At 53.5% G+C, this 13,585-nt stretch carries 14 protein-coding genes; 13 read left to right on the top strand and 1 reads right to left on the bottom strand.

Annotated features, from left to right (window positions below; genetic code table 11):
• Positions 1 to 69 precede the first annotated feature (69 nt).
• Complete coding sequence (gene pspF / locus G0034_RS12340) at positions 70 to 1,047, bottom strand: phage shock protein operon transcriptional activator (RefSeq protein ID WP_023330538.1); 978 nt, start codon at positions 1,045 to 1,047, stop codon at positions 70 to 72.
• A gap of 167 nt (positions 1,048 to 1,214) precedes the next feature.
• Here pspF and pspA point away from each other — a divergent pair, with 167 nt between their 5' ends.
• The 13 genes from pspA to pgmB all read left to right on the top strand — a co-directional run bounded on the left by pspA (position 1,215) and on the right by pgmB (position 13,585).
• The gene (gene pspA, locus G0034_RS12335) at positions 1,215 to 1,883 is read left to right on the top strand and encodes a phage shock protein PspA (RefSeq protein ID WP_045135283.1); all 669 of its coding nucleotides are present in this window, start codon (positions 1,215 to 1,217) and stop codon (positions 1,881 to 1,883) included.
• A 53-nt stretch (positions 1,884 to 1,936) separates the two neighbouring features.
• Positions 1,937 to 2,161, top strand: coding sequence for an envelope stress response membrane protein PspB (gene pspB / locus G0034_RS12330; RefSeq protein WP_014884062.1), 225 nt, complete (start codon positions 1,937 to 1,939; stop codon positions 2,159 to 2,161).
• A complete protein-coding gene (gene pspC, locus G0034_RS12325; RefSeq protein ID WP_045135282.1) occupies positions 2,161 to 2,520 on the top strand; it encodes an envelope stress response membrane protein PspC in 360 nt (119 codons plus the stop codon). Before pspB ends, pspC begins: the two co-directional genes overlap by 1 nt.
• 12 nt (positions 2,521 to 2,532) lie before the next feature.
• A complete protein-coding gene (gene pspD / locus G0034_RS12320) occupies positions 2,533 to 2,757 on the top strand; it encodes a phage shock protein PspD (protein WP_023338371.1) in 225 nt (74 codons plus the stop codon).
• 195 nt (positions 2,758 to 2,952) lie between these two features.
• A complete protein-coding gene (locus tag G0034_RS12315) occupies positions 2,953 to 4,650 on the top strand; it encodes a sugar phosphorylase (RefSeq protein WP_063614325.1) in 1,698 nt (565 codons plus the stop codon).
• Positions 4,651 to 4,664: 14 nt separating this feature from the next.
• Positions 4,665 to 5,957, top strand: coding sequence for an ABC transporter substrate-binding protein (locus G0034_RS12310; protein ID WP_045135280.1), 1,293 nt, complete (start codon positions 4,665 to 4,667; stop codon positions 5,955 to 5,957).
• A 22-nt stretch (positions 5,958 to 5,979) separates the two neighbouring features.
• Positions 5,980 to 6,861, top strand: coding sequence for a carbohydrate ABC transporter permease (locus G0034_RS12305; protein WP_014884057.1), 882 nt, complete (start codon positions 5,980 to 5,982; stop codon positions 6,859 to 6,861).
• Positions 6,848 to 7,690 (top strand): carbohydrate ABC transporter permease, encoded by an 843-nt coding sequence (locus G0034_RS12300; protein ID WP_014884056.1) that lies wholly within the window; start codon positions 6,848 to 6,850, stop codon positions 7,688 to 7,690. The genes G0034_RS12305 and G0034_RS12300 overlap by 14 nt, the downstream gene beginning before the upstream one ends.
• 29 nt (positions 7,691 to 7,719) lie before the next feature.
• On the top strand, positions 7,720 to 8,772 hold the full coding sequence (gene ycjQ, locus G0034_RS12295) for a D-guloside 3-dehydrogenase (RefSeq protein ID WP_023338367.1): 1,053 nt from the start codon (positions 7,720 to 7,722) through the stop codon (positions 8,770 to 8,772).
• A 17-nt stretch (positions 8,773 to 8,789) separates the two neighbouring features.
• Entirely contained in the window at positions 8,790 to 9,578 is a 789-nt protein-coding gene (gene ycjR, locus G0034_RS12290) for a 3-dehydro-D-guloside 4-epimerase (RefSeq protein ID WP_032636319.1), read from the top strand.
• Positions 9,579 to 9,589: 11 nt separating this feature from the next.
• Positions 9,590 to 10,648, top strand: a complete 1,059-nt coding sequence (ycjS, locus tag G0034_RS12285; RefSeq protein WP_088126779.1) for a D-glucoside 3-dehydrogenase — start codon at positions 9,590 to 9,592, stop codon at positions 10,646 to 10,648.
• Positions 10,642 to 12,921, top strand: a complete 2,280-nt coding sequence (locus tag G0034_RS12280) for a glycoside hydrolase family 65 protein (RefSeq protein ID WP_179121330.1) — start codon at positions 10,642 to 10,644, stop codon at positions 12,919 to 12,921. Before ycjS ends, G0034_RS12280 begins: the two co-directional genes overlap by 7 nt.
• Positions 12,911 to 13,585, top strand: coding sequence for a beta-phosphoglucomutase (pgmB, locus tag G0034_RS12275; RefSeq protein ID WP_045268225.1), 675 nt, complete (start codon positions 12,911 to 12,913; stop codon positions 13,583 to 13,585). The genes G0034_RS12280 and pgmB overlap by 11 nt, the downstream gene beginning before the upstream one ends.

Here is a 13,585-nt window from a genome sequence, read left to right as displayed (position 1 = left end):
TTCGATCTGCAAAGTGTATCGCACTTACGCCTGCTTCGTAAAAATGTCTGCGGGTAAGTGCCGATATTGTCAGCGCATTTGATGCTTTTTGAGCAATGCCCGTAACTGATGGTAGGTCAGACCCAGGAGTTCAGCCGCCCGTTTCTGGTTATATTTCGCCGTCTTCAGGCTTTGCTCCAGCAATTGTTGTTCCTGGTCGTGCTGGAACTGACGTAAATCAAGAGGGAGGGCGGGGGCGTGGTCAGACGATGAGGGGGCGGTGACCGGCGGCGCATGACGCTGAAAAGGATCGATAATGATGTTATCCAGTTCCGCCTCGCTGCTGCCGTGGCGGTAGACAGAGCGCTCCACGACGTTTTTCAGTTCGCGAATATTTCCCGGCCAGTGATAGGCCAGTAGTGTCTCCTTTGCATAATCGCTGAAGCCGGGGAACAGAGGCAGGCCGAGCTCGCGGCACATCTGAATCGCAAACTGGTCTGCGAGCAGCATAATATCACTTCTTCGCTCGCGCAGGGGGGGAAGCTGAACAACGTCAAAGGCCAGGCGGTCAAGCAGATCGGCCCTGAATTTCTCCTCCGCGACCCTCTCCGGCAGATTGGCGTTGGTGGCGCACACCAGACGCACGTTAACCTGTAGCGGCTGGCTACCGCCGACGCGCTCCAGTTCGCCATACTCAATGACGCGCAGCAGTTTTTCCTGGACCAGCATGGGCGCGGTGGCGAGTTCATCAAGAAACAGCGTACCGCCGTCGGCGCGCTCAAACCGTCCCGGATGGCGCTTCTGGGCGCCGGTAAAGGCGCCTGCTTCGTGGCCGAAAAGCTCTGTATCGAGCAGGTTTTCATTCAGCGCCGCGCAGTTTAACGAGATAAAGGGGCCGTCCCAGCGTCCGGATAAATAGTGCAGGCGGTTGGCAATCAGTTCCTTACCCGTGCCGCGCTCGCCGATAATCAGCACCGGCTTGTTGAGCGGTGCAAGGCGGGACACCTGTTCCAGCACCTCCAGAAAGCTGTTTGCTTCCCCGAGTAAATTGTCTTTGTATCCAGCCATGATGAAATTAACCACTCCTTAGCGATATTCACCAGGTCAGCATAGTTCTTCATTGCGTATAAATCAAACACATCAAGCAAAATCAATAGGATAAAAAACTGGCACGGGAATTGTATTATCTCAACAGCAGGGCATTGCCCGACCACAGAAATAAGAGGATTTTTATTATGGGTATTTTTTCTCGTTTTGCCGACATCGTGAACGCCAACATCAACTCACTGCTGGAAAAGGCGGAAGACCCGCAGAAGCTGGTGCGTCTGATGATTCAGGAGATGGAAGACACGCTGGTTGAAGTGCGTTCTACCTCTGCTCGCGCGCTTGCTGAGAAAAAACAGTTAACGCGCCGGATTGAGCAGGCTACCGCCCAGCTCAATGAATGGCAGGAAAAAGCGGAACTCGCCCTGCGTAAAGATAAAGAAGATCTGGCTCGTGCGGCGCTGATTGAAAAACAGAAGCTGACGGACATGGTCGCGACGCTTGAGCATGAAGTGACGCTGGTGGATGACACGCTCACCCGCATGAAAAAAGAGATTGGTGAGCTCGAAAATAAACTGAGCGAAACCCGCGCACGTCAGCAGGCGCTGTCGCTGCGTCATCAGGCGGCCAGCTCTTCCCGCGACGTACGCCGTCAGCTGGACAGCGGCAAGCTGGATGAGGCCATGGCGCGATTTGAGTCTTTTGAGCGTCGCATCGATCAGATGGAAGCGGAAGCAGAAAGCCACAGCATCGGGAAGCAAAATTCACTGGATCAACAGTTTGCCGACCTGAAAGCGGACGATGAAATCAGCGAGCAGCTGGCGGCATTGAAAGCCAAAATGAAGCAAGATAACCAATAATACTGTTGCGGCACCTGAGCGTGCCGCTATGCATCCTAAGACAAGGAGTACACATGAGCGCGCTTTTTCTGGCCATTCCCCTGACGATTTTCGTGCTGTTTGTTTTGCCGATTTGGCTATGGCTGCACTACAGCAACCGTTCTTCACAAGGCGATCTTTCCCAGAGTGAACAGCAACGCCTTGCGCAGCTTACCGAACAGGCGAATAAGATGCGTGACCGCATTCAGGCGCTGGAAGCGATCCTGGATGCAGAACATCCAAACTGGAGGGATCGTTAATGACCGGACTGAATCTGAACAAAAAGTTGTGGCGAATCCCACAGCAGGGGATGGTGCGTGGCGTTTGTGCCGGGCTGGCACACTATCTTGACGTTCCGGTAAAACTGGTTCGTGTGGTGACGGTACTGTCTATTTTCTTCGGTCTGGCGTTTATCACGTTCGTGGCATACATCGTTCTGTCATTTGTCCTTGATCCCATGCCCGACGGGGAACTGGTCGCAGAAAGTGCGCCAACCAGTAACGATCTTCTGAACGCGGTTGACGAGCAACTGGCCGCAGGGGAGAAGCGGTTGCGTGAAATGGAACGTTATGTGACGTCGGATACCTTTACGCTGAGAAGTCGTTTTCGTCAGCTTTAAGAGAGAATTTATATGAAGCAAAACTGGCAACAGGCCGGTCAGAAGGTAAAACCCGGCCTGAAAATCGCAGGTAAGCTGGTTCTGATGACGGCATTACGTTACGGCCCGGCAGGTGTGGCGGGTTGGGCGATCAAATCTGTTGCCCGTAAGCCGGTCAGAATGTTGCTGGCCGTAGCGCTCGAACCAATGCTGCAAAAAGTGGCAAAACGGCTATCGCGCCGTTACTTATCCCGCTAATTCACACGCGCGTCAGCCCCCACTTTCCCTGTGAGGGGCTGGCGTCAGCTCAAACATTTCCCTCCCTTTAATGTGCTTTCTTTGCGGCAGCTCACAATACTGAGCAGAGCCGCTTTGGAATTGCGTTTTTCAGCCTCCCGCTTCGTTGACAGATATTTTTCATGGGAGTAGATTGCCCTTCGTGGGACCGCTACCATGGAAAATAAAGTGAACGCAAAAATTAAAAAACTTATCAATCATATCTACGGTGAATCATTTTCTAACGCACATTTAGACGTGTTATTATCAAAGCTTGAGCAAGCCGCTATTGATATTACAGAAAAGCGCAAATCAGGCTGGGATGAAAAAGATGTTGTCCTGATTACTTACGCCGACCAGTTCTCCGCGAAAGGGGAGAAAGCGTTGCCAGTGTTTACCTGCTTTTATAATGAATGGCTTGCCCGCACGTTTTCCCATGTCCATCTTTTACCTTTTTATCCGTGGTCCTCTGATGACGGATTTTCCGTTATTGATTACCACAGCGTCGCGCCTGAAACCGGAAGCTGGCAGGATGTTGCTGAATTAAAACAGTCTGCCAGCTTAATGTTTGACTTCGTGTGCAACCATATGTCAGCAAAAAGTGAATGGTTTGCTAATTATCTTGCGCAGAAGCCGGGCTTTGACGATTTCTTTATTTCTGTCGATCCTGAAACTGATTTATCTGCCGTGACGCGCCCTCGCGCATTACCGCTGCTGACGCCATTTAAGCTGCATGATGGAAGCGTGCGTCATCTTTGGACCACGTTCAGTGATGACCAGATCGATCTCAACTTCGCCTCGCCTCAGGTACTGATTGCGATGGTTGACGTACTGCTCCATTACCTGGCGGAAGGGGCGCGTTACATTCGCCTCGACGCCGTTGGGTTTATGTGGAAGATTCCAGGAACCAGCTGCATCCATCTTGAGCAGACACACTGCCTTATCCAGCTTTTCCGTGCGATTACCGACGCTGTGGCACCCGGCACGGTGATCATTACCGAGACAAACGTCCCGCATAAAGACAATATCTCGTACTTCGGTGATGGTGAAAATGAAGCCCAGATGGTCTATCAGTTCTCCTTGCCACCGCTGGTGCTGCATGCTGTTCATCGTCAGGATGTAAAAGCGCTTTGCCAGTGGGCGGGGTCGCTGGCGCTGCCTTCAACAAAAACGACCTGGTTCAACTTCCTGGCGTCTCATGACGGTATCGGCCTGAACCCGTTACGCGGCATTCTTCCGGAGTCAGAAATACTGTCACTGGTTGAAAAACTTCAGCAGGAAGGGGCGCTGGTTAACTGGAAAAATAATCCTGACGGAACGCGCAGTCCTTACGAAATCAATGTGACCTATCTGGACGCATTAAGCTCGCAAGACAGCCCGGATGATGAACGTATTGCGCGGTTTATTCTGGCGCATGCTGTACTGCTGAGTTTCCCGGGCGTACCTGCCGTTTATATTCAAAGCATTCTTGGCTCGCGTAACGATTATGAAGGCGTTGAACGCCTCGGTTATAACCGCGCGATAAACCGCAAGAAATACACCGCCGGTCAGGTTGACCTTGAGCTCAATAATAAACAAAGCATTCGTCATAAAATCTATTCCCGTTTAAGCGAGCTTATTGCTATTCGTCGTGGGGAACGCGCATTTCATCCTGATGCTCAGGCAATGTTTGAATCACTTGATGAACAGATTCTTAAAATTGTTCGCGTGGCTGAGAATGGTGAAAGAATTACCGCGCTATTTAATTTTAGTCATAATGTTCATACCGTTTATGAGGAAGCGCTTTCCGGTGTGGAATTGCTATCAGGACAGGCTATTGACGGTACGGAACTGACCCTCAATCCATGGCAGGTTATGTGGATTAAAGAAAACTAAAAAAGGACCCTTAAATGAAAATGCCCAAAATTGTGCTGTTATCAGCACTGGTTTCGTGCGCCCTGTTATCAGGCTGTAAGGATGATAAAGCGTCTGCTGTGACCATTGAGTTTATGCACTCTTCAGTAGAGCAGGAGCGTCAGGCGGTTATTACGAAACTGATCGAGAAATTTGAAAAAGAGAACCCTGGCATCACGGTGAAACAGGTGCCGGTGGAAGAAGACGCCTACAACACCAAGGTGATTACGCTCGCGAGAACCGGGGCGCTGCCTGAGGTGATTGAAGTCAGCCATGATTACGCAAAAGTCATGGATAAGGAACAGCTGCTGGATCGCAAAGCGATTGGCGAAGCCATTAAAGCGGTAGGCGAAAACACCTTCTATGACGGGATCCTGCGCGTAGTCCGTACCGAAGACGGTACCGCCTGGACGGGCGTGCCAATGAGTGCCTGGCTGTCCGGCGTCTGGTATCACAAAGATGTGCTGGCTGCTGCGGGTATTGAGGAGCCCCACAACTGGGAACAACTGCTGAAGGCCAGTGAGAAACTTAACGACCCGGCCAAAAAACATTACGGCATTGCGCTGCCTACCGCGGAAAGCGTCATGACCGAGCAGGCATTCTCCCAGTTTGCACTTTCCGGCGGCGCGAACGTTTTTGATGTCAACGGGAACGTCGAAATCGATACCCCTGAGATGGCGAAAGCGCTCTCTTTTTATAAAGCGCTGGCCGCGACCACTATGCCGGGCTCGAACGACGTCATGGAGATCAAAGATGCCTTCATGAACGGTTCCGCACCGATGGCGGTTTATTCCACCTACATCCTGCCTGCGGTATTCCAGGATGGAAACCCTGCCAATCTTGGCTTCGTGGTCCCTACCGAAAAGACCTCTGCAGTCTACGGCATGATCACATCGCTGACGATCACCACGGGGCAATCTGAAGGTGAAACGCAGGCGGCTGAAAAGTTTGTGACGTGGATGGAGCAGGCTCAAAACGCAACCGACTGGGTCATGATGTCGCCTGGTGCGGCGCTGCCGGTGAACAAGCTGGTGGTAGGTACGGATACCTGGAAAAACAACGAGGTCATTAAAGCGTTTGGGCAACTGCCTTATGAGCTGATTGCTCAGTTCCCAAATGTGCAGGTGTTTGGCGCAGTGGGCGACAAAAACTTCACCCGAATGGGCGATGTCACCGGGTCCGGCATTATCAGTTCCATGGTGCATAACGTCACGGTGGGTAAACAAGATCTCAGCGCCACGCTCAGCAATAGCCAGAAGCGACTGGCTGACCTGATTTCACAACGATAGGAGCGCTTTGCGGAAGGAAATTATGAAGACGTTGTTTTCTGGTCGATCAGATATGCCTTTCGCCATGCTGCTGTTGGCCCCCAGCCTGATTTTGCTGGGGGGCCTGGTGGCCTGGCCAATGATTTCCAATATTGAAATCAGTTTCTTACGACTGCCGCTTAACCCGCGCATTAGCGCTGTGTTTGTTGGGCTGGACAATTACATTCGCATCCTCAGTGATGCGGCATTCTGGCACTCGCTGTGGATGACGTTCTGGTACACGGCGCTGGTGGTGATGGGCAGCACCGGGCTGGGGCTGGCCGTGGCGATCTTCTTTAATCGCGAATTTCGGATGCGCAAAACGGCACGTTCACTGGTGATTTTATCCTACGTGACGCCGTCTATTTCCCTGGTGTTTGCCTGGAAATATATGTTCAACAACGGCTACGGCATTGTGAACTACCTGGGCGTTGATCTGCTGCACCTTTATGACCAGGCACCGCTGTGGTTCGACAACCCCGGCAGTAGCTTTGTGTTGGTCGTGCTGTTCGCCATCTGGCGCTACTTCCCGTACGCCTTCATTTCATTCCTGGCGATTTTGCAGACCATCGACAAATCGTTGTACGAAGCCGCAGAGATGGACGGGGCTAACGCCTGGCAGCGTTTTCGTATCGTGACGTTGCCCGCCATCATGCCAGTGCTGGCTACGGTGGTGACGCTGCGAACCATCTGGATGTTCTACATGTTTGCGGATGTCTACCTGCTGACCACGAAGGTCGATATTTTAGGCGTCTATCTCTATAAAACCGCATTCGCATTCAATGATTTGGGTAAAGCAGCAGCAATTTCTGTGGTGCTGTTTGTGATCATCTTCGCTGTGATTCTGCTGACCAGAAAAAGGGTAAACCTCAATGGCAACAAATAAACGCGTACTTAGCCGTATTGGTTTTTATCTGGGGCTGGCGGTATTTCTGATCATCACGCTGTTCCCGTTCTTCGTGATGCTGATGACGTCGTTTAAGAGCGCGAAAGAGGCTATATCGCTGCACCCGACCATTTTGCCGCAGGCGTGGACGCTTCAGCATTATGTCGACATCTTTAACCCGCTGATCTTCCCGTTTGTGGATTACTTCCGCAACAGCATGGTGGTATCGCTGACCTCGTCGGTGATTGCGGTGTTCCTTGGCACGCTGGGGGCTTACGCCTTGTCGAAACTGCGTTTTAAAGGACGCACGACGATCAATGCGAGCTTCTACACCGTCTATATGTTCTCCGGGATTTTGCTGGTGGTGCCGCTGTTCAAGATCATCACCGCGCTCGGCATTTATGACACGGAACTGGCGCTGATCATCACCATGGTGACCCAGACATTGCCTACGGCGGTATTCATGCTGCGCAGCTATTTCGACACCATCCCGGACGAAATAGAAGAGGCCGCGATGATGGATGGTCTGAACCGCCTGCAAATCATATTCCGCATTACCGTGCCGCTGGCGATTTCCGGACTCGTGTCGGTGTTTGTTTACTGCTTCATGGTGGCATGGAACGACTACCTGTTTGCCTCCATTTTCCTGTCCAGCGCCAGCAACTTTACGCTGCCGGTCGGGCTGAACACGCTCTTTAGCACACCAGATTATATCTGGGGTCGCATGATGGCGGCATCGCTGGTGACGGCGCTTCCGGTGGTCATCATGTACGCACTTTCTGAACGTTTTATTAAAAGTGGTTTGACCGCCGGTGGCGTTAAGGGCTGAGGCGGCCAATTTTTTATCAGGAGCAAGTTATGAAAAAGTTAGTTGCGACAGCGCCTCGCGTGGCGGCGCTCGTGGAATATGAAGATCGTGCTGTGGAAGCACATGAAGTGAAAATTCGTGCCCGTTTTGGTGCACCAAAACACGGTACCGAAGTTGTGGATTTCCGTGCGGCAAGCCCGTTTATTGATGAAGAGTTCAACGCGGAGTGGCAGATGTTTACGCCGCGTGAAGAGGGCGCTGCGCGCGGTATCGAATTCGGTAAATTCCAGCTGGGGAACATGATCGTCGGCGACATTATTGAATGTGGTGCTGACGTAACGGAATACCAGCCAGGCGACAGCGTCTGTTGCTATGGTCCACTGCAGGAGACGGTCATTGTCAATGCGGTTAACAACTACAAGCTGCGCAAAATGCCGCAGGGCGCATCCTGGAAAAACGCTGTTTGCTACGATCCGGCGCAGTTCGCCATGAGCGGCGTGCGTGATGCCAATGTCCGTGTAGGCGACTTTGTGGTGGTGGTCGGTCTGGGCGCCATCGGACAGATTGCCATTCAGCTGGCAAAAAAAGCCGGTGCGTCAGTGGTCATCGGTGTCGATCCTATCGAGCACCGCTGTGAGATCGCTCGTCGTCATGGCGCAGATCACTGTCTGAACCCAATCGGTACCGATGTGGGTCTGGAAATTAAAAAGCTGACCGGCAAGCAGGGCGCGGACGTGATCATCGAGACCAGCGGTTTTGCGGATGCACTGCAGTCTGCGCTGCGTGGACTTGCCTACGGCGGCACCATCTCCTACGTTGCGTTCGCTAAACCATTTGCCGCGGGTTTCAACCTCGGCCGCGAAGCACACTTCAATAACGCGAAGATTGTTTTCTCCCGCGCCTGCAGCGAACCCAACCCGGACTACCCGCGCTGGAGCCGCAAGCGTATCGAGGAGACCTGCTGGGAATTGCTGATGAACGGTTATCTCAACTGCGACGATCTGATTGACCCGGTCGTGACCTTCACCTCCAGCCCGGAAAGCTACATGAAGTATGTCGATCAGCATCCGGAACTCAGTATCAAAATGGGCGTCACTTTTTAAGCTAAGGACAGCAAATCATGAAAATCGCAACGCAAAACCAGGCCTTTTTCCCAGCCAACATCATGGAAAAATTCGAGTACATCAAAGCGATGGGTTTTGATGGCTACGAAATTGACGGCAAACTGCTGGTCGAAAACCTCGACGAAGTGAAAGCGGCTATCAAAGCCACGGGTCTGCCGGTGACGACGGCATGTGGCGGATACGATGGCTGGATCGGTGATTTTATCGAAGAACGTCGTCTCAACGGGCTACAGCAGATTGAACGCATTCTGCAAGCCCTGGCGGAAGTGGGTGGAAAGGGCATTATCGTGCCTGCGGCCTGGGGAATGTTTACCTTCCGTTTGCCGCCAATGACTTCCCCACGCAGCCTGGACGGCGACCGCAAAGCGGTAAGCGCGTCGCTGCGCTGGCTGGATGAGGTTGCTGCACGCACCGGTACGACCGTCTACCTGGAACCGCTGAACCGCTACCAGGATCATATGATCAATACCCTGGCAGACGCGCGTCGTTATATCGAAGAGAACGATCTCAAGCACGTGCAGATCATCGGTGATTTCTATCATATGAACATTGAAGAAGACTCGCTGACGGATGCGCTGCATCAGAACCGCGATCTGCTGGGGCATGTGCATATTGCTGATAACCACCGCTATCAACCGGGCAGCGGCAGCCTCGATTTCGCCAGCCTGTTCGATCAGCTGCGTGCCGATAACTACCAGGGTTATGTGGTGTATGAGTGCCGCGTTCGCGCCGACAATCCGGCTCAGGCTTATCAGGACTCACTCACTTATTTGCGTGAATGCTAAGGATGACGAGCGTGATGAGTGCTTCTACACCTTCGCCTCTGCGCGTCGCCATTATTGGCGCCGGGCAGGTCGCGGACAAAGTGCATGCCTCGTATTACGCCACGCGCAGTGATGTTCACATGGTGGCTGTCATGGACAGCCGCCTTGAGCAGGCACAGGCGTTCGCGGAACGTTATGCTATTCCATCGGCATGGCAGGACGCTCACGAGATGTTGCAAACGGTGAAGCCGGACGTGGTGAGCGTCTGTTCGCCTAACCGGTTCCATTTTGAACATGTGATGGCGGCCCTCGAAGCGGGGTGTCATGTGATGTGTGAAAAACCCCCGGCGATGACGCCGCAACAGGCCGACCAGATGCGCATCGCGGCGCGTAAAGCAGGCAAAGTGCTGGCCTATGATTTTCACCACCGCTTTGCCCTGGATACCCAGCAACTGCGAGAGGCTGTAATGAATGGCACGCTCGGTGAAGTTTACTTCACATCGGCGCAGGCGGTGCGGCGGTGCGGTGTGCCGGGGTGGGGCGTGTTTACCAATAAATCATTACAGGGTGGTGGACCGCTGATTGATATCGGCATTCATATGCTTGATGCCGCCATGTATGTCCTGGGTTTCCCTGCGGTAAAGCGTGTGACCGCGCACAGCTTTCAGAGGCTGGGAAACCGCAAAAGCACCGGCCAGTTTGGCGAGTGGGATCCTACGCAATACACCGTTGAGGATGCCCTGTTTGGCACGATTGAATTCTGTAACGGCGGCATTCTGCGTCTGGACACCTCCTTTGCGCTTAACATCCGCGAGCAGTCCATCATGAATGTCGCTTTCTGCGGCGAAAAAGCGGGAGCAACGCTGTTCCCGGCGCACATCTATAACGACGAAGCCGGGGCGTTAGTCACCCTCGCGCAGCGTGAAGAGGCTGATGACCAGCGACATTTACGCAGTATGGATGCCTTCGTACGCCATGTGCAGGGAGAGCCCGTCATGATCGCGGATGCAGAACAGGGCCTGGTTATTCAGCAGCTTGTCGCCGCGCTTTATGAATCAGCAGAAACAGGGGAATGCGTGACATTATGCTGAACGTGTCTGTCTTAACCGATCCGGGCTTTTGTCCTCACAGCCTGAATAAATACGCCTCTGTTATGGCCTGCGGCAATGGCTACATGGGTATTCGCGCTGCGCATGAAGAAGATTACACCCTGCAAACCAGAGGCATGTACCTTGCGGGTCTGTATCATCGTGCGGGACGCAACGAAACCACCGAGCTCGTCAATCTGCCCGATATCACCGGCATTGATGTTGAGCTGGATGGCGTCAATTTCACGCTCCTTGCAGGGGAGATTCTGGAGTGGCAGCGCGAGCTGGCCTTTGCCAACGGCGAGCTGCATCGTCGCGTTGTCTGGCGTTCGCCCGACGGAAACCGTTACCGGCTGGAAAGTCGTCGTTTTGTGTCGCTGGACCAGTTGCCTCTGGTGGCGATGCAGCTTTCGATCACACCGCTTGATGCTGCTTCGCAGGCCGTGCTGAAAACCGGTATTGATGCAACGCAAACGAACAGCGGCAGACAGCATCTGGATGAAATCTCGGTCAGAGTCTTTGACCAGCACTACATGCAGGGCGTGTATGAAACGCAGGACCGGGCGTCAGATGTCGTCGTTTCGGCGTTTTGTCAGCTCTCAACGAAGAGCGACAGCTGTTTTACCGCCAAAAATCGGCGTCTCAACGTGCATCATTCCCTGACGATTGCGCAGGGTGACACTGTCACGCTTGAAAAAATTGTCTGGGTAACCCACCGCAGTGATAAAGCGCTGTCGCAGGAGTCTTTCGCTCGCAACGCGCTGGGCGATCTAAAAGTCTGCGCAGCAAGAGGCTACGACGCCTTGCTGGAAAGTTCAGCGTATGCCTGGAAAGCCGTCTGGCGTGAGGCTCGTGTGGAAGTGACGTCTGCGGAACCTCAGGATCAGATGGCGCTGGATTATGCGGTCTGGCACCTGACTACGATGACGCCTGCCCATGACGAGCGAAGCAGTATCGCCGCGAAAGGGCTGACGGGAGAGGGGTATAAAGGCCACGTATTCTGGGATACCGAAATATTCTTGCTGCCTTTCCATCTGTTTACCCGCCCGCAGATTGCCCGCAGCCTGCTGCGTTATCGCTGGCTTAATCTTGCTGGCGCCCGGGAGAAAGCCCGTCGTAACGGCTGGCCCGGCGCGTTGTTCCCATGGGAAAGCGCGGCGAGTGGGGAGGAAGAAACGCCAGAGTTTGCCGCTATCAACATCCGTACCGGGATACGCCAGAAGGTGGCCTCCGCGCTTGCTGAGCATCACATCGTGGCAGATATCGCCTGGGCCGTCGTCGCTTACTGGCAGGCGACACATGATGATGCCTTTATGCGTAATGAGGGTCTGACGCTGCTGATGGAAACCGCCTCGTTCTGGATGGGACGCGCAACGGAAATCAATGGTCGTCTCGAAATCCATGACGTAATAGGGCCGGATGAATACACCGAGCATGTGAATAACAATGCCTACACCAACTATCTGGCCTGGCACAACGTTGCCTGTGCCCGTCAGTTTATGGCGATGTTTGGGCGTGAAGATGCGCGTTTTACGGAGAATGCCACGCAGTTCCTGGCGCGCTTATGGCTGCCAGAGGCCGATGCAGAGGGTGTGATCCCGCAGGATGACTCCTTCATGTCAAAACCTGCCATTGATCTGAACCGCTATAAAGCCAAAGCGGGTAAGCAGACGATTCTGCTCGATTATTCCCGTGCGGAAGTGAACGAGATGCAGATCCTGAAACAGGCCGATGTGGTGATGCTTAACTACCTGCTGCCGGAACGGTTTACGCCGCAGCAGTGTGCCGCCAATCTGGCGTTTTATGAGCCACGCACGATCCATGATTCGTCATTGAGCAAAGCCATTCACGGGATTGTTCTCGCGCGCTGCGGTGACACGCAGGGGGCCTATGCCTTCTGGCGTGATGGCATCGGCATTGATTTGGGTGACGATCCGCACAGCAGTGATGAAGGGATACATGCTGCCGCCACCGGTGCGATCTGGTCTGGCGCGGTTCAGGGGTTTGCTGGCCTACAAATTATCGAAGGGGAACTGCATCTTGCGCCGAAACTGCCTGCTCACTGGCAGAAACTGGCATTCCCACTGCGGTGGCGTAACGCAACCCTGCATTTCACCTATGAAAACGAGGTGTTAACCATTGAAACGACGGCACCTGCCACGCTAACGCTGTGGGGCAAAACGCTACATGTGTCGGCGCGACAAGTTATCACCCGTAAGGACTTTCTTGCATCTGAAAATGGGACCGCTACCACGGAGGCGCACCATGGTGCTTAAGGCTGTTGTATTCGATCTGGACGGTGTGATCACCGATACCGCACACCTCCACTTTCTGGCCTGGCGAGCCGTGGCGGAGGAAATTGGCATCACCTTCGACGAAGTCTTTAACGAACAGCTGAAGGGAATAAGCCGTATGGATTCTCTTCTGCGCATTCTGAAGCATGGCGGAAAAGAGGGGATGTTTAGCGATGAGCAGTGCCTTGCGCTTGCGACGAAAAAAAACGCGCGTTATGTCCAGTCACTGGCATCGCTGACGCAGGATTCGCTGCTTCCGGGGATTCGAGACGTGCTGGCGGATATCCGTGCAGCGAAAGTCAAAATTGGGCTCGCGTCCGTATCGCTCAATGCCCCGGGGATTTTGCACGCGCTGGGCATTCATCAGGCATTTGATTTTTGCGCGGATGCTTCCCGCATTCGTCACTCAAAGCCAGACCCGGAGATCTTTCTCGCCGCCTGTGCCGGTCTGGATGTACGTCCTGAAGAGGCTATCGGCATTGAAGATGCCGCTGCGGGCGTTCAGGCAATCAACGCCGCAGGGATGTTGTCGGTAGGGATTGGGCCTGGCCTTAACCATGCAGGATTACAACTTCATTCAACGCAGGAACTGACCTGGACATGCCTGACAGAATTCTGGGCAACCCGGCGTATTGATAAGGAATAA

Origin of the sequence: Enterobacter sp. T2 (genome assembly GCF_010692925.1) — a bacterium.
Taxonomy (GTDB): Bacteria; Pseudomonadota; Gammaproteobacteria; order Enterobacterales; family Enterobacteriaceae; genus Enterobacter; species Enterobacter kobei.
The sequence above is the reverse complement of the archived record's forward strand: the minus strand, read 5'-3'. Positions and strand labels throughout refer to the sequence as shown.